The organism is Uliginosibacterium paludis (genome assembly GCF_039631355.1).
GTDB lineage: Bacteria > Pseudomonadota > Gammaproteobacteria > Burkholderiales > Rhodocyclaceae > Uliginosibacterium > Uliginosibacterium paludis.
Window position 1 is genome coordinate 544,462 of sequence record NZ_JBDIVF010000001.1, and the last position, 15,888, is coordinate 560,349.

At 63.9% G+C, this 15,888-nt stretch carries 15 protein-coding genes; 12 read left to right on the plus strand and 3 right to left on the minus strand.

Features of this window, described 5'->3' with window-relative positions; all coding sequences use genetic code 11:
• The first annotated feature begins 133 nt into the window (after positions 1-133).
• The 4 genes from ABDB87_RS02630 (at position 134) to ABDB87_RS02645 (ending at position 4,868) form a co-directional block, all read left to right on the plus strand.
• Positions 134-1,213, plus strand: coding sequence for a BMP family ABC transporter substrate-binding protein (locus ABDB87_RS02630; protein ID WP_345923847.1), 1,080 nt, complete (start codon positions 134-136; stop codon positions 1,211-1,213).
• A gap of 199 nt (positions 1,214-1,412) precedes the next feature.
• On the plus strand, positions 1,413-2,354 hold the full coding sequence (locus ABDB87_RS02635; protein ID WP_345923848.1) for a TAXI family TRAP transporter solute-binding subunit: 942 nt from the start codon (positions 1,413-1,415) through the stop codon (positions 2,352-2,354).
• Between the two features lie 55 nt (positions 2,355-2,409).
• Positions 2,410-4,512 carry a TRAP transporter permease gene (locus ABDB87_RS02640; RefSeq protein WP_345923849.1) on the plus strand — a complete coding sequence of 701 codons (2,103 nt, stop codon included), beginning with the start codon at positions 2,410-2,412 and terminating at the stop codon, positions 4,510-4,512.
• Positions 4,509-4,868, plus strand: coding sequence for a DUF1850 domain-containing protein (locus ABDB87_RS02645; RefSeq protein ID WP_345923851.1), 360 nt, complete (start codon positions 4,509-4,511; stop codon positions 4,866-4,868). The genes ABDB87_RS02640 and ABDB87_RS02645 overlap by 4 nt, the downstream gene beginning before the upstream one ends.
• Positions 4,869-5,028: 160 nt before the next feature.
• Here ABDB87_RS02645 and ABDB87_RS02650 read toward each other — a convergent pair whose 3' ends face one another.
• Positions 5,029-5,547, minus strand: coding sequence for a hypothetical protein (locus ABDB87_RS02650; RefSeq protein WP_345923854.1), 519 nt, complete (start codon positions 5,545-5,547; stop codon positions 5,029-5,031).
• Positions 5,548-6,033: 486 nt separating this feature from the next.
• Here ABDB87_RS02650 and moaA point away from each other — a divergent pair, with 486 nt between their 5' ends.
• The 3 genes from moaA (at position 6,034) to ABDB87_RS02665 (ending at position 9,818) form a co-directional block, all read left to right on the plus strand.
• Positions 6,034-7,104, plus strand: a complete 1,071-nt coding sequence (moaA, locus tag ABDB87_RS02655) for a GTP 3',8-cyclase MoaA (protein ID WP_345923855.1) — start codon at positions 6,034-6,036, stop codon at positions 7,102-7,104.
• Positions 7,105-7,109: 5 nt separating this feature from the next.
• On the plus strand, positions 7,110-7,673 hold the full coding sequence (mobA, locus tag ABDB87_RS02660) for a molybdenum cofactor guanylyltransferase MobA (protein ID WP_345923856.1): 564 nt from the start codon (positions 7,110-7,112) through the stop codon (positions 7,671-7,673).
• Positions 7,674-7,811: 138 nt separating this feature from the next.
• Positions 7,812-9,818, plus strand: coding sequence for a BCCT family transporter (locus tag ABDB87_RS02665; protein ID WP_345923858.1), 2,007 nt, complete (start codon positions 7,812-7,814; stop codon positions 9,816-9,818).
• 12 nt (positions 9,819-9,830) lie between these two features.
• Here the strand turns inward: ABDB87_RS02665 and ABDB87_RS02670 are convergent, their stop codons facing one another.
• Positions 9,831-11,093, minus strand: a complete 1,263-nt coding sequence (locus ABDB87_RS02670; protein WP_345923860.1) for an MFS transporter — start codon at positions 11,091-11,093, stop codon at positions 9,831-9,833.
• 123 nt (positions 11,094-11,216) lie between these two features.
• Here ABDB87_RS02670 and ABDB87_RS02675 point away from each other — a divergent pair, with 123 nt between their 5' ends.
• The 4 genes from ABDB87_RS02675 to ABDB87_RS02690 all read left to right on the plus strand — a co-directional run bounded on the left by ABDB87_RS02675 (position 11,217) and on the right by ABDB87_RS02690 (position 14,779).
• On the plus strand, positions 11,217-12,494 hold the full coding sequence (locus ABDB87_RS02675) for a glutamate-5-semialdehyde dehydrogenase (protein WP_345923862.1): 1,278 nt from the start codon (positions 11,217-11,219) through the stop codon (positions 12,492-12,494).
• A 387-nt stretch (positions 12,495-12,881) separates the two neighbouring features.
• Positions 12,882-13,298, plus strand: a complete 417-nt coding sequence (locus ABDB87_RS02680) for a methylated-DNA--[protein]-cysteine S-methyltransferase (protein ID WP_345923864.1) — start codon at positions 12,882-12,884, stop codon at positions 13,296-13,298.
• A gap of 3 nt (positions 13,299-13,301) precedes the next feature.
• On the plus strand, positions 13,302-14,207 hold the full coding sequence (xerD, locus tag ABDB87_RS02685; protein ID WP_345923865.1) for a site-specific tyrosine recombinase XerD: 906 nt from the start codon (positions 13,302-13,304) through the stop codon (positions 14,205-14,207).
• A gap of 191 nt (positions 14,208-14,398) precedes the next feature.
• Positions 14,399-14,779 (plus strand): H-NS histone family protein, encoded by a 381-nt coding sequence (locus ABDB87_RS02690; RefSeq protein ID WP_345923867.1) that lies wholly within the window; start codon positions 14,399-14,401, stop codon positions 14,777-14,779.
• Positions 14,780-14,837: 58 nt separating this feature from the next.
• Here the strand turns inward: ABDB87_RS02690 and ABDB87_RS02695 are convergent, their stop codons facing one another.
• Positions 14,838-15,239: a dihydroneopterin aldolase gene (locus tag ABDB87_RS02695; protein ID WP_345924676.1), complete on the minus strand. Its 402-nt coding sequence runs from the start codon at positions 15,237-15,239 to the stop codon at positions 14,838-14,840.
• 32 nt (positions 15,240-15,271) lie between these two features.
• Here ABDB87_RS02695 and plsY point away from each other — a divergent pair, with 32 nt between their 5' ends.
• The gene (gene plsY, locus ABDB87_RS02700) at positions 15,272-15,886 is read left to right on the plus strand and encodes a glycerol-3-phosphate 1-O-acyltransferase PlsY (protein WP_345923869.1); all 615 of its coding nucleotides are present in this window, start codon (positions 15,272-15,274) and stop codon (positions 15,884-15,886) included.
• The last annotated feature ends 2 nt before the right edge of the window (positions 15,887-15,888 follow it).

Consider the following 15,888-nt stretch of genomic DNA (forward strand, 5'->3'; position numbering starts at 1 on the left):
AGTCTATCAGCCCCGCCCCCTTTGATGAGCATCAATGAGCCTTCCAGCGCTGATTAGGGTCATAATCCCGCGTTTATGGGTGGCCGCCCGGTGCCATCCAGCGCTCTTCCCATCGCTATCCAGGAGACTCCTGATGAAACTGCTGAAACATCTTGGCCGCGTCGCGGCCGTTTCGCTGACCCTGGCCGCCCTCGGCACGGCCCACGCCGCCGAGCCGCTCAAGGCCGGCTTCCTCTATATCGGCCCGACCGGTGACCATGGCTGGACCTACTCCCACGATGTCGGCCGCAAGGCTGTCGAAGCGAAGTTCGGCAACGCCGTCCAGACCACCTTCGTTGAAAACGTGCCGGAAACCGCCGACGCCGAGCGCGTGATCCGTGACCTCGCCACCAAGGGCCACAAGATCATTTTCGCCACCTCCTTCGGCTACATGAACGCGATGGACAAGGTGTCGCGTCAGTTCCCGAAGACCGTGTTCATGCACGCGACCGGCTACAAGACGAGCAAGAACCTCGGCATCTATGACGTGCGAACCTATGAAGGCGCCTACATGCTGGGCGTGGTGGCCGGCAAGATGAGCAAGACCGGCAAGCTCGGCGTGGTCGGCTCGATCGCGATTCCCGAGGTGGTGCGCAACATCAACGCCTTCACCATCGGCGCCCGCAGCGTGAATCCGAAGGCCACGACCCGCGTGATCTGGGTGAATGGCTGGTTCGATCCGGGCAAGGAGCGCGAAGCCGCGCTGGCGCTGATCTCGCAAGGGGCTGACGTGCTGATGCAGAACACCGACTCGCCCGCCGTGGTGCAGACCGCGCAGGAAAAGGGTGTGTACGCCTTCGGCTGGGACTCGGACATGTCCAAGTTCGGCGCCAAGGCCCAGCTGGCCGCATCGGTGCTCAACTGGGGGGTGATCTACAACGAGCAGATCGAAAAGGTCCAGAAAGGCAGCTGGAAGACCACCGACATCTGGTATGGCGTGAAGGAAGGTGCCGTGAACATCGACGGCTTCGGTCCTTCGACTCCGGCTGATGCGAAGAAGCTGGCCGAAGAGCGTCGTGACGCGATCAAGGCCGGCACGCTTCACCCCTTCACCGGCCCGCTCAAGGACAACACCGGCAAGGAACTGGTCCCCGCCGGCAAGACCATGGCAGACGCCGACCTGAGAAAGATGACTGTTTACGTGGAAGGCGTGGAAGGCAGCGTGCCGAAATAAGCGACCTGCCCGCCGCATCGGAAGGACGCCCTCGGGCGTCCTTTTTGTTTTCCGGCGCATGCCCGCGGGATATCCGCAATGTCTGCGGTGAATGAGCAGGTTTAGCCTGATCGGCGGACGGGCCGCAGAGCCTGCCGATCGCCCTCACCACCCAACCGTTTCGCCGGCACGGCAACCGGGCCGGCAACAGGAGACCGACATGCGCAGACTCGTCCTCGCCCTTGGCAGCCTCATCCTCTCGACAGGCACCTGGGCCGCGCCCCAGTTCATCAACATCCTCACCGGCGGCACCAGCGGCGTGTATTACCCCCTGGGAGTCGGTCTGTCGCAGATTTACGGCAAGGTGCTGCCCGAAGCGAAAACCTCGGTGCAGGCCACCAAGGCCTCGGTCGAAAATCTCAACCTGTTGCAGGACGGCAAGGGCGAAGTCGCCTTCGCGCTGGGCGACTCGGTGTCTGATGCCTGGCGCGGCAATACCGAGGCCGGATTCAAGGCGCCCCTGAAGAAGCTCCGCGCCATCGGCGGCATCTACTCCAACTACATCCAGATCATTGCGCGCACGGATTCGGGCATCAGGACGCTGGCAGACCTCAAGGGCAAGCGCGTGTCGGTCGGTGCAGCCAAATCGGGAACCGAACTCAACACGCGCGAGATCCTGAAGGCCGCCGGCATGGCTTATCCGGATCTGGGCAAGGTCGAATACCTGGGCTACGCGGAGTCCGTCGAACTGCTCAAGAACCGCCAGCTGGACGCCACCATCCAGTCCTCAGGGCTCAATGCCGCTTTCGTGAAAGATCTCGCCACCGCGGTCGACATCACCCTCGTCGCCATTCCGGTCGAGGTGGCCCGGAAGATTGACGACGCGGCCTATCAGAGCGCCAGCATCCCGAAGGGCACCTATCCGAATCAAACCGCAGACGTTCCTACGGTCGCCATCCGCAACATGCTCGTGACGAGCGAGGCCGTGCCGGAGGAGGTCGTCTATCGCATGACGAAATCCATGTTCGAGAACCTGCCGCAACTGGCCGCCTCGCACAGCGCAGCGAAATCCATCGAACTGGCCACCGCCGCCAAGGGGCTGCCCATCCCCTTGCATCCCGGCGCCGAGCGCTATTACCGCGAAGCCGGCGCACTGAAGTAAATCCCGCAAAGCCCAGTCCGCCGGCGGCACTGCACGCCGGCAGGAGAACGCGACCATGCACGACTCGTCCCAAGCCCTGTCCCACGGTCATGCGCCTGCTGCCGACTTCGAGGAGCACGGCACGCGCCGCAGCCTGAGCGGACTGGCTCACGGCTTCTTCGTCCTGCTCGCGCTGTGCTTCTCGTTCTACCAGCTGACGGTAGCAGCCTTTCATCCACTCTCCAGCCTGCCGACGCGGGCCATCCATGTCGGCTTCCTGCTGGCGCTGGCATTCGTGCTGCACCCGTTCAGCACGCGCAGCCGGCTGGACCGACTGCCCTGGCATGATCTGCTGCTGGGCGCAGTCGCGTTCGCGATCGGGCTCTACCACTGGATTTACGAATCCGCCGTGATCCAGCATGCCGGCGATCCGACGCAATTCGAACTGGCGATCGGCGTGATCGAGGTCGCGCTGCTGTTCGAAGCCACCCGCCGCATCATGGGCTGGGCGCTGCCGCTCGTATGCGCGATCTTCCTGGCCTACGGCCTCTTCGGTCAGTATCTGCCCGGGGACCTCGCCCACCGCGGCTACGACTTCGGGCAGATCGTGAACCAGCTTTTCCTCGGTGGGGACGGCATCTACGGCACACCGACCCTGGTCTCTGCCACCTACATCTTCCTGTTCATCCTGTTCGGCGCCTTTCTCGAGCAGGCCGGCATGATCAATCTCTTCAACAACTTCGCGCTGGGGTTGGTGGGCTCCGCTCGGGGCGGCCCGGCCAAGGTGGCCGTGGTGTCGAGCGGCTTCATGGGAACAATTTCCGGCTCGGGCGTCGCCAATGTACTGACCGTGGGGCAATTCACCATTCCGCTGATGAAGCGCTACGGCTACAGCCCGGCCTTTGCCGGCGCAGTGGAGGCTACCGCCTCGATGGGCGGGCAGATCATGCCGCCGGTGATGGGGGCCGTCGCCTTCATCATGGCCGAGACGCTGAACCTGCCCTACTCCGCCATCGTCAAGGCCGCCGTCCTGCCCGCGCTGCTCTACTACTTCGCAGCCTTCGCGATGGTGCATCTCGAGGCGCTGCGCCGTGGGCTCAAGGGACTGCCGAAAGACCAGTGTCCGAACCCATGGCAGGCGCTGCGGCAGGACTGGTACCTCGTCGCGCCGCTGGCCGTGCTCGTCGCCATGCTGTTCCACGGTTTCACCCCGATGTACGCAGGGCTGACCGGACTCGCCCTCACTGCCGTGCTGATCCTGGGTGTAGCACTGGCGGCCCGCATCGGCCCGCTGCACTTCCGCATCCTGCTCTGGATTGCCATCGGCCTGTCAGCGGCAGCCTTCCGCCTCGAATACAACGGACGGCAGATCGGCGTGAGCGCGATCGTTGCGCTGGTCGCCGTGCTGGTGCTCGCCTGCAGCCGGATCCACGGCGGTCAGGCCACGCTGCACAAACTGCACACGGCCCTGGTCGACGGCGCCCGCCAGGCCGTGCCGGTCGGGCTGGCCTGCGCGATTGTCGGCGTGATCATCGGCGTGCTGACACTCACTGGCGCGGCAACCAGCTTTGCCGGCTATGTGGTGCATGTCGGCGAGAAGAGCCTGATCCTCTCGCTGGTGCTGACCATGCTGGTCTGCCTGGTGCTGGGCATGGGCATTCCGACCATTCCGAACTACATCATCACGAGCTCCATCGCGGCGCCGGCCCTGCTCCAGCTGGGCGTGCCGCTGATCGTGTCACACATGTTCGTGTTCTACTTCGGCATCATGGCCGACCTGACCCCTCCGGTGGCGCTCGCCGCGTTTGCCGCCTCGTCGATCGCCAAGGCGCCGCCGATGCAGATCGGCCTGAAAGCGACACAGATCGCCATCGCCGGTTTCACGATTCCCTTCATCGCGGTTTATGACCCGGCACTCATGCTGCAGGGCAATCCCGGCCTGCTGGCGGTGATCTACATCGTATTCAAATGCGTGATTGCGATCCTGCTCTGGGCCGCGACGGTCACTGGCCATGCACTGCTGCCGCTGCGGGCGCTGGAGCGCGTCGGCGCGCTGATGGCGGCCGTGCTGCTGGTCGCGGCGGCGCCCATGACGGACGAAGCCGGCTTTTCGCTCGCAGCGGCCTTTTTTGCCTGGCAGATCGTGCGCCGGCAGCGCCTGCAACGAGTCCTGCAATGAGCGCGACGGTCTGCGCGCTCATCGCGGGCAGTCTGCAACTCATCGCGCAGGATGCCTTCACGCTGAGCTGGCAGCACTCGGTGCAGCGCCTGCGCTGGGAGGAAGACTGGCAGGTGGCAGGCCAGCAACTGCGCCTGGTCGAGGCACGTATCCAGGGCACCGGCGCCGGCATGGAAATTCCGCCGGACGCCGTCCTGCGCCAGGGAAGCTGGCACTACCGGCCCCCGCTGGCGCCGCAGTCACGCCTCACGCTGGCCAACTCGATCCATGGCGGCCAATACCGGATCTGCGAAGGCAAGCGCTGCAAGACGCTGCCTGCCGGCGACGCTCCGCTGACCCTGCAGGTCTGCCCGTAAAAGCTGGCTTGCGCGCCTCGCCGTGCGGCCGGGCGCCCGTGCCGACAAGGTCCGCCGCCGGCAAAAACGGCTCGTCGAGTCAGGGCGTGGGCTCAAGCATCAGCATCATTCAAACCCATGCCGTCAGCATCATGGCCGGCACCACATCTCCGGCCACGCGTCAGAAGGTGATCCGCAACTGTGCGGCCAGGGTTGCCGGGGTTTTGGTTGCGGACGGAATGTAGAGCATCGCCAGCTCCACATGCGGCCCCGCCAGCACGAGTTCGGGCAAGGCCATCAGGTGGATGCCATGCTTCGTGCCGCCAGGACGGATGCCATCCTCATAACCGGAGACCACGCCGACCACGCCCCCGGCGCGAAGCTGAAGCCAGTCCGGACCGGTCAGCCGCCACTGGTACTCGCGTCCGGCATAGACCGAATAGCGGCGAATGCTGTTGTAATAACCGCCGGTCGTCCAGCCGCCGGGGATCCGGATGCCGACACCGCGGTTGTTTTCGTTGTAATCGACACGCGTCGACATGTGCTTCGAGCGAAAACCACTCGCCACGGCATAACCCAGAGACTCCTTGCTGCGGTTCAGATCCGACAGGAAGGAAAGCACACCGTCCTCGGCAGCCTGGGCGGCTGCGCAGGAAAGCAGAAGCATTGCGGCAGGGAGAAGTCTGTATTTCTTGTTCATGTTGATCACCACTTGCACTGTCCGATGGCGGCGTCTTGCGCGCCGCCCTGTATGACCGCAGAGGCTGCGGCGCCAGTCCTGGCCGTAAAACCGGCTGGACATGGGGTCTGATACGGACTCTGGCGCGGGGGCTTGATGCTTCAAAACCCTAGTCAGCAGGAGGCTTGAGGGTCTTGCGTCCGCGTTTTCCTACAACCCGTACGCCTGATCGGACGCCGTAACCCGCAACGCGGGAAACCATGGCAAGAAAGGGCGCCGGAAGCGACGCGAAATTTGTCGACCGGTCTCAGCGCAAGCCCTGCAAGCTCTCGCATCAGGCATGGCAGCAGCGGGCGCTCATCACCTATGTCGAAAGACGTAAGCAGCGATCCGACAGTGCTTTCGGGCGTGACCTTTCGGGCGAGAGGGTCAATCAAAAACAGCGCTGCGCCGGGTCAGGTCTCGCCGCAATTCCTTCAGGCGGCCGGCGCGGTCATAATGAGGCGCATGAAATCCGGAGAAATCCTGCTGCCGCTCTCCTCACTGCGTCGTCCCGTCGCATCGGCTGCGCCCGCCGGCGAAGTGCTCGACGGTCTGGGCCGTCCGCTGCATGACTTGCGCATCTCGGTCACCGACCGCTGCAACTTCCGCTGCACCTACTGCATGCCGCGCGACAAGTTCGGCCGCGATCACGCCTTCCTCGCCCATGACGAGATCCTTCGCTACGAGGAAATCGCGCGGCTCGCCGCCGTGTTCGCGCAACTGGGCGTACGCAAGATCCGCCTGACCGGTGGTGAGCCGCTGATGCGCAAACACCTGCCCAGACTGGTTGCAATGCTGGCGGAAATTCCAGGGCTGGAGCTCACGCTGACCACCAACGGCGCGCTGCTGGCACGCCATGCCGCAGACCTCAAGGCGGCCGGGTTGCACCGGATCACCGTCAGCCTGGATGCGCTCGACGACGCGAGCTTCCGCCGCATGAGCGATGCGGGCTGCGGCGTGAATGAAGTGCTCGCCGGCATCGATGCGGCCCAGGCAGCAGGGCTGCCGCTGAAGGTGAACATGGTGGTGCGGCGCGGTCTCAATGAAGACCAGATCCTGCCGCTCGCCCGGCACTTCCGCGGCTCCGGTCATGTGCTGCGTTTCATCGAGTACATGGACGTTGGCAGCAGCAATGGCTGGCGCATGGATGAAGTATTCAGCGCGCAGGAAATCCTCGCCTGCATCGGCAGCGAGTTCCCGCTCGAGGCGCTTGACCGCCCCACACCCGACGCGGTTGCCGAACGCTGGCGCTATGTGGATGGTGGCGGAGAAATCGGTGTCATAGCGTCGGTCACCCGCGCCTTCTGCCACGAATGCAGCCGGCTGCGCATGTCACCCGAGGGCAAGCTCTTCACCTGTCTGTTTGCCAGCACCGGTCACGATCTGCGCGCCCTGCTCCGCGAAGGCCGCACGGACGCCGAGCTGGCGGCCTGGATCGGCAGCGTCTGGCATGCACGCACTGACCGCTATTCGGAGCTGCGCAGCAGTGCGACGGCGCCTTCCCGGAAAATCGAAATGTCATACATCGGCGGTTGAGCCCGATGCGCACAACCGGGGTGATCCTCGCAGGTGGAGCCAGCCGCCGCATGGGTGGGCAGGACAAGGGGCTGATCCTGTTCCGGGGCCGCCCGATGGTGGCGTGGGTCGTGGAAGCCCTGGCACCCCAGGTTGATGAGCTGCTGATCGTCGCCAACCGCAATCTCGAGTCCTATCGCGCCTTCGGCCACCTGGTGGTGTCCGATTTGCGGCCGGACTTTCCCGGTCCGCTGGCGGGCATCGAAGCCGCGCTCACCGCCCTCTCCGGCGACGAAATCCTGTGCTGTCCGACCGACGCGCCGCTGCTGCCGCCCGAGTATGCCGCGCGCATGTCCGGCAGCTCGCCTGCGGTCGCCAGCTGGGGCGCTTACTGGCAGCCCGTGTTCTGCCGCCTGCCGCGAACCTTGCTGACCGGACTGCGACACTCGCTGGATGCCGGCGAACGCAGCGCTACCCGCTGGCTGGCGTCCCTTTCGCCACGGGTCGTGCCGCTCGATGACCTGGCCGCCCGAATGCAGGACGCGGACGATCCCGAAGCCCTGAAGGCGCTCGATCGCGCAACCGACTGACACAGTCCGCTGTCAGAAAATGAGCGACCATGGCCCCTCGCGGCCCAGGTCGCCAGGAAGCGGCGCCGCAGACACGGCGCCACGTCTGCTCCGGCTGCCTGTCGTCTGGCAGCCCGGAGCATCTGCCCGGGAGGAAACATGTCTGACCCCACCCCCAAGTTCTGGCGCTGCACGCTCAGCGCTCCCGTCATCATCCCCGGCCTCGCGCTGATCCTTCTGCTGCTGGGCCTCTGCGCATTCGACCCGACGCTGGCGGAGGGCTTCTTCAGCGCAGGCCAGGCCTGGATCGGTGCCCGCCTGTCCTGGTACTACGTACTTGTCGTGGCGGCCTTCCTGCTGTTTCTGGTCATTCTGGCCAGCAGCCCGTATGGCGATATCCGTCTCGGCCCCGACGACGCCACGCCCGAATACAGCTATCCCTCCTGGCTGGCCATGCTCTTTGCGGCCGGCATGGGCATCGGCTTGCTCTACTTCGGGGTAGCCGAACCGGTGATGCACTTCAGCTCGCCAGCCACGGCGGTGGGCGGTACGCCCGCGGCTGCGCGCGAAGCGCTCGTCACCACCTTCTTCCACTGGGGCCTGCATGCTTGGGCGATCTATGCCACGGTCGGCCTGGCGCTCGCGTATTTCGGCTTCCGTTACAACCTTCCACTGACCATCCGCTCTGCGCTCTACCCGCTCCTGCGTCATCGCATCAACGGGCCGGTCGGCCATGCGGTCGACGTGTTCGCACTCGTCTGCACGGTGTTCGGCATCGCGACCACCCTGGGTTATGGCGTGCTGCAACTCTCGGCCGGCCTGCATCGCCTGACGGGCATGGAAACCTCCAGCCCGGCCTTCCGCTACGTGACCATTGCCGCCGTCATCAGCCTGGCCGGCATTTCGGCCGCAACCGGCGTGGGGCGTGGCGTCAAGCGTCTGTCGGAATTCAATCTGCTGCTGGCCATCGGGCTGATGCTCTTCGTGCTCTTTGCCGGCCCCACCAGCGTGATCATGCAGAGCTTCACCGAAAATCTCGGCGCCTACTTCAGCGACATCGTGGGGCTCAGCTTCCGCACCTTCGCCTATGCCGACGAGGCAAAGAAAGGCTGGCTTTCGGGCTGGACCATCGTGTATTGGGCGTGGTGGATCTCCTGGTCACCCTTTGTCGGCCTCTTCATTGCCCGCATCTCGCGCGGCCGCACGATCCGCGAGTTCGTGCTGGGCGTGCTGCTGGTTCCCAGTGCCTTCAACTTCCTGTGGATGAGCGTCTTCGGCAATGGCGCGATCTGGTTCGACACGCATGGCGCTGCCCAGGCGCTGTCTTCGGTGGCGAGCAATGCCGACGCCCTGCTGTTCAACTTTCTCGACCTGCTGCCGGGCTCGGGCATCAGTTCCGGCGTGGCGGTACTGCTGATCATCGTTTTCTTCGTCACCTCGGCCGACTCGGGCGCGCTGGTGCTCGACGGCATCGCCAGCAAGGGGCGGGACGATTCACCTGTGTGGCAGCGCCTGATGTGGGCGGTGATCCTGGGCTTGAGCGCCGCACTGCTGATGAGCGTCGGGGGGCTGAAAGCACTGCAGTCCATGACGCTGATCGCGGCCCTGCCCTTCTCGCTGATCATTCTCGCGTCCTGCCTCGGTCTGTGGCGGGCACTGATCGGCGATCACCTGCATTCCTCACGCGAGCTTTCTCCGGCCACGAGTTTCTGGAACGGCTCGAAGTGGCGCGACCGGCTCGATCATCTGCTGCGGCTCTCGACGCCTGACGAAGCCCGTGCCTTCATCCAGGAAGTGGCCGAACCCGCCCTGCGGGAGCTCGCGGGTGACCTGCAGGCACGCGGCAAGCCAGCCCGTATCGACAGCGCGGAAGACGGATCGATCTCGCTGACCGTCCCGCGGCGCCATGCGCGTGACTTCGTCTACGGCGTGCGCCCCCAGACACGCACGCTCAGCCGTCTGAACCCGCTGCGCAAGGAAGAACGCTCGGTGACCGAACCGGTGACTTTCTTCGAAGACGGCCGCGCGGGGTACGACGTGCAATACATGAGCCACGACGAAATCATCGCCGATGTGCTGCGTCAGTACGAACGCTACCTGCAGCTCGGGCGCCTTTCGGAAACCGGTCTGCTCAACAGCGCCCCCGGTCATGTGGAGGCAGGCTGAGCGCCGCGGCACTCAGTCCGTCAATCGCGTCTGACGCGGCAGCCAGAACCAGGCGCACACCGCCATGACGAAGCAGCACAGGCCCAGCCCGGCAAACACCGGCGGCAGGCCCACGCGGTCTGCCGCATGGCCCAGCGCAATGGTGCCGAGAGGGCCGGGCAGGATGGTCACGAAACGCATCGACGTCACCATCCGCCCGAGCAGCCCGTCCGGCGTGACGGCCAGACGGAGGCTCAGGTAATTGATCACGTACAGCGTGCTGCCGGCATTGAAGACGAACAGCGCCAGCCCCGCCAGCGGCGCGGCCAGAGGCCAGCCGCCGTGTGGCACGGCATAAAGCAGATAGCCCAAACCGGCCAGTGCCACGCCGGCAATCAGGGCCGTGCGGATGCCCCAGCGCCGCTCCACTCCGTGCGCGAGCGGCGCGCCGGCCAGCCCGCCCAGCGCGCCCAGACTGTTGATCAAACCGATCGCCCCCTCGCCCAGCCCGAGATTGCGCGCGGCATGCAGCACGTAGAGCGCCTTGAACGCATCCGACATGATGATCCAGGCAGCCACCACGGCAACGAGACCGCGCAGCATCGGCGTCTGCCAGACCAGCATCAGCCCCTCGCGGATCTGCGCCACCACGGAAACGCCGGCGTGCGGCGTGATTTCTTCGTGCAGCCGGATGCTGCCGATCAGCACGGCAGCCACCACGAAACTCAGCGCATCAATGCTCACCGCCAGCGGCGCGCCGACCCCGGCAATGAGCAGGGCCGCCAGTGCGGGCCCGCAGACCTGGGCAACCGAAGTCGATGCGGAGAGCTTGCTGTTGGCCAGCACCAGACGCTCGCGCCCCACCAGCAGCGTGACCAGCACCTGCGTGGCCGAACCACCGATGGCTTCCGTCATCGACACGATGAAGCCCACTGCATACAGCACGCCCATCGACAGAAAACCAGCCTCATGACCGAGCGGAACCAGCGCCAGCCCCGCGGCAGCGACAAGATTGAAGATCACCGCGAGGCGCTTCTTGCTGGCGCGATCAATCCAGACACCGGCCGGCAGGCCGATGGTAATGAAAGGCAGCAGCTCGCAGGCCGCAAGAATGCCCATCTCGGTCGCACTGGCGTTGAGCAGGCCGACCGCAGTCAGCGGCAAGGCCATGAGTGAGACGGCCGTGCCCAGCGCGGAGAGCGCGTTGGCGGCAAACAGGCGCAGAAAGCCGGCGTCACGCCAGAGCGAAGCCGCCGGAACGCGGGAGAGCAGGATAAGCAGGCACTGACGCAGCATGGGGGCGCGAGTGTCGCGCGCAGCGCCTGCGTGGTCAAGCCGACGGCGCCCAAGCGGTTTCCCGGATAGCCCCGGGAATGCTCTAATGGAGGGAGTTCCGCAACGCCTGACCCGCCAGAAACCATGGATATCCAGCAATACATGCAAGACACCGGCCGCAAGGCCCGCGCTGCGTCGCGCCAGATGGCCGCAGCCTCCACCGCCGCCAAGAATCAGGCACTGTGCGTGATCGCAGCCAGCCTCCGCGCGCGCGCGCCCGAGCTGCTCGCGGCCAACGCACGCGACCTGGAGCAGGCTCGTGCCGACGGGCTCGAGCCCGCCATGATCGACCGCCTGACGCTGTCAGCCAAAGGCATCGAGTCGATGGCCTCCGGCCTCGAACAGATCGCCGCCCTGCCCGACCCGATCGGCGAGATCAGCAACGTCAAGCGGCGCCCCTCAGGCATCCAGGTCGGCCACATGCGCGTTCCGCTGGGTGTGATCGGCATCATCTACGAAGCCCGCCCGAACGTGACGGCGGACGCAGCCGGTCTCTGCATCAAGAGCGGCAACGCGGCCATCCTGCGCGGCGGCAAGGAAGCATTGCACTGCAATCAGGCGATTGCAGCCTGCGTGCGCGAAGGGCTCGAAACAGCCGGCCTGCCCGCTGCCGGCGTGCAGATCATCGAGACGACCGATCGCGCGGCGGTCGGCGAGCTGATCACCATGCCGGAATTCGTTGACGTGATCGTGCCGCGTGGTGGCAAGGGCCTCATCGAACGCATCAGTCGCGATGCGCGTGTGCCGGTCATCAAGCACCTGGACGGCAACTGCCACGTTTATCTCGATGACGAAGCGGATGCCGCCAAGGCGATCCCGATCGTGGAAAACAGCAAGACCCAGCGCTACGGCACCTGCAATACGGCGGAGTCCCTCCTCGTCGCACGCTCGCGTGCCGCCGAACTCCTCCCGCGCGTCGGCGCCATGCTTGCCGGGCGTGGGGTTGAAATGCGTGGCTGCGCCGAGTCGCTCGCCATTCTCGGCGCCGCGGGCATCGCCGGCGCCCGGCTCGTGCCGGCACAGGAATCGGACTGGTCCGAGGAATATCTGGCACCGGTGATCGCCATCAAGGTCGTGGACGGGCTCGACGCGGCCATCGATCACATCAACCGCTACAGCTCGCAGCACACCGATGCGATCGTCAGCGAAAACTACAGCAAGGCCATGCGCTTCCTGCGCGAGGTCGACTCCGCCTCGGTCATGATCAATGCGTCCACCCGTTTTGCAGACGGATTCGAATATGGACTGGGGGCCGAAATCGGAATCTCTACCGACAAGATCCACGCCCGCGGCCCGGTCGGGCTCGAAGGCCTGACCTCGCAGAAATGGGTCGTATTCGGCAACGGCGAAGTCCGCGCATGAATGCCCGTGCTACCGGCAGACAGTTGCCCGCGCGCGACTTGATGCCGATGGCATGGCCGTACATTTTCTCCAGGTTGGCCAGCGCTTTTTACAGGCTGAAAAACGCGCTGGCCATTCATTCATATTGCATATCCTCGCAAACATTACGAAACCTGTGGAACTCAAGTGAAGTTTGCTGCCGGCCAAACGGGCTCGCTAATTCACACAATGAAGTCCGGACCGGCAGGCCCTTGGAAAAATCCAGCGCAGGATCGCTGCTGGCCCATGCCCTTCCGAATTGCGAGCCACACACAGGAGGTCGCAGTTCGAAGCCCGTTCGGAGCCATCATGCGCTCGCCTGCTGACAGCCTTCCCGCGCTCATGGACTTGCCGAGTTGCAGACTCGGCATGCAGGCAAACGAACTCGGCCAGATCACCTCGATTCTTTTTCTGCATCCGGAAACGCCGCTTAAAAACCGGCAAACGCCGCTCGAGCAATCGCTGTGTGCCGCAGTCGCGCACTGGCTGGATGGCACGCCGGCGCCGGCACTGCCTTTTGCACCATGCGGCACAAGATTCCAGCAGGACGTCTGGCAATTGATCCGTGAAATTCCACGCGGTCGAACGGCTTATTACGGAGAACTGGCGGCCCGGCTCGATTCTTCTGCACGGGCAGTGGGTCAAGCCTGCGGCGACAATCCCTTCCCGCTGTTCACCCCCTGCCATCGCGTCCTCGGCAAACACGGCAATGGCGGATTCGCACATGCCGAATCAGGATGGCTGATGCAGACGAAACTGTGGCTCCTGCAACACGAAGGCGCCTGAAACATGCAGGTCCCCACGAGCGCGCACAACGCGGAAATCGATGCATTCATCGACGACATCTGGCTGCAGGACGGGCTGTCCCGAAACACGCTCGAAGCGTATCGGCGTGACCTGGTTCTTTTATCCCGCTGGCTCGAAAACACGGACAACACTCCAATACAGGATGTCTCTGCCGACACGCTTGCACGCTATTTTTCCGAGCTCTCGGCGCATAGCAAACCCTCGAGCCAGCGTCGCGTACTTTCAACCCTGAGACGCTTCTTCCGTCACCTGTTGCAACAGGGAAAAATCCAGCGCGATCCGAGCCTGGAACTCGGCACGCCCATTCCGGTTGAGCGCTTTCCACGCACCCTGACCGAAGCGCAGGTCGAATCACTGCTTGCTGCGCCGGAGATCGATTCGGTATTCGGTTTGCGCGATCGCGCGATGCTTGAAACGCTTTACGCAAGCGGGTTGCGGGTTTCGGAGCTCGTCAATCTGAAACTAGGCGAACTGGATCGCACCCAGGGGCTGGTCCGCATTACCGGAAAAGGATCAAAGGAAAGACTCGTTCCGCTCGGAGAATGGGCGCTCGAATGGATCGAGCGCTACCTGCTTGAATGCCGTCCGCGGCTGCAGATAAATCCCGATGAACATGTATTCCTGACGCGCTTCGGTGGTCCGATGACACGGCAGATGTTCTGGCTGGTCATCAAGCAGCATGCGGCCGTGGCGGGGATCCCGCGGGAAATGATTTCCCCCCACACGATCCGTCACGCCTTTGCCACTCATCTCCTCAATCACGGCGCAGATCTTCGCGTGGTCCAATTGCTGCTGGGGCATGCCGACATTTCCACCACCCAGATTTATACCCATGTTGCCCGTGAGCGCTTGCGCCAGCTTCATTCGCGCCACCACCCCCGCGCATGACCTCCTTTGAGGAAGATTGAAATATCCTGTGAATTCAGCCAAATAAGCTGATTCAGCATTTGCATTTATTGCTTTCCTGATGGCAGAATAAATACAGAAGATATCTGCCGGATCTTGCGCATGCATTACCGGCGGCTCCAACCGTCAATGCCCGACCTCCTGCCAGGCTGCCCCGTTAGAAAAGGATAATCATGCTGCTGACCAAATCGCAATTGAACAAGGCTAGTGAAAAAGACCTGAACCAGGCCGCAGAAGCCATCAAGGCCGAAATCGCCAAGCGCGAAACCAGCTCAAAGGAAAAGGCAATGAAAGAGCTGAAGGCCGTTGCAGCCAAGCACGGCATTTCGCTCGAATCGCTGCTGGATGGCAAATCGGCCAAGGGCGCCGGCAAGGCCAGCAAGGCGCCGCGCGCCAAAAAAGCGGTCGCAAAGCCGCGTGGCAAGGTTGCCGCAAAATACGCCAACCCGGCAGACGCCTCGATGACCTGGACCGGCCGTGGCCGCAAGCCGATCTGGGTGGCTGACGCACTGGCAGCCGGCAAGTCGCTCGCTGACCTGGCAATCAAGGGCTGAAACAGCGCCCCCGAAAACAAAAAGGCGACCCGCGGGTCGCTTTTTTGTTGGGGTCTTCTCAACTGCGCGGCAATCCGAAAGGCCCCAGCCCGGTATTCGGCGGTTCTTCACCATTCCGCCCGCGCTCGATGAATACGCCAACCCTGCGAACATTCTTCATCACGCCCGGCTTGGCGATCGAAACCCGCACCCAGGGCACATTGAATTCCTCGAACATCAGGCCAACAACAAACTCCCCCAGGGTTTCGAGCAGATTGAATTGCCGCAGAAGCAGGACCTCACGTATCCGCTCCACAACCTGATCATATCCAACCGTATCCGCGATATCATCGCGCAACGCAGCCGCATCCGGAACGCCGAAAGTCATGTTGATTTCGAGTGGCTGCGAGGCGGACCGCTCGCGCGGAAAAATGCCGACATTGGCATCCACGAGCATGCCTTCGATAAAGATGAAATCCATGAATGCCAATCCGGCCTCGGGCCGCAACTGAAATGTCACTGATTCTACCCCTGCTTGTCCTCGCCTATCTGATCGGTTCGATTCCCTTTGCAGTCGTCGTGAGCAAGGCCATGGGCCTCTCCGACCCGCGCAGTTTCGGCTCGGGCAATCCGGGCGCAACGAACGTCCTCCGCTCCGGCAACAAGAAAGCCGCGCTGCTCACCCTCATCGGCGACGCCGCCAAGGGTGGTCTGGTGGTCTGGGCGGCACGCGCATTCGCCGGCGACCTGGGGCTGCAGGCGATGGATCTGGCCTGGATTGCGGTCGCGGTTTTCCTCGGCCATGTATTCTCGGTATTCCTCCGTGGCAAGGGCGGAAAAGGCGTGGCTACGGCAGCCGGTGTGTTGATTGGCATTCATCCCGGGCTCGGCGGTGCCGTGCTGCTGGTCTGGATCGCAACGGCGGCGCTCTCCCGCTATTCATCCCTTGCTGCGATCGTCGCCGCCATTTCAGCGCCCGCGCTGACGCAATGGATCACCGGCGCAGAACACTGGACCATCGCAGCCATGGTCATGACGATCGTTCTGATCTGGCGTCACAAGGAGAACATCTCCCGCCTGCTGAAGGGGCAGGAGAGCAAGATCGGCAGCAAGAAAAAAAGCGCCTGAAA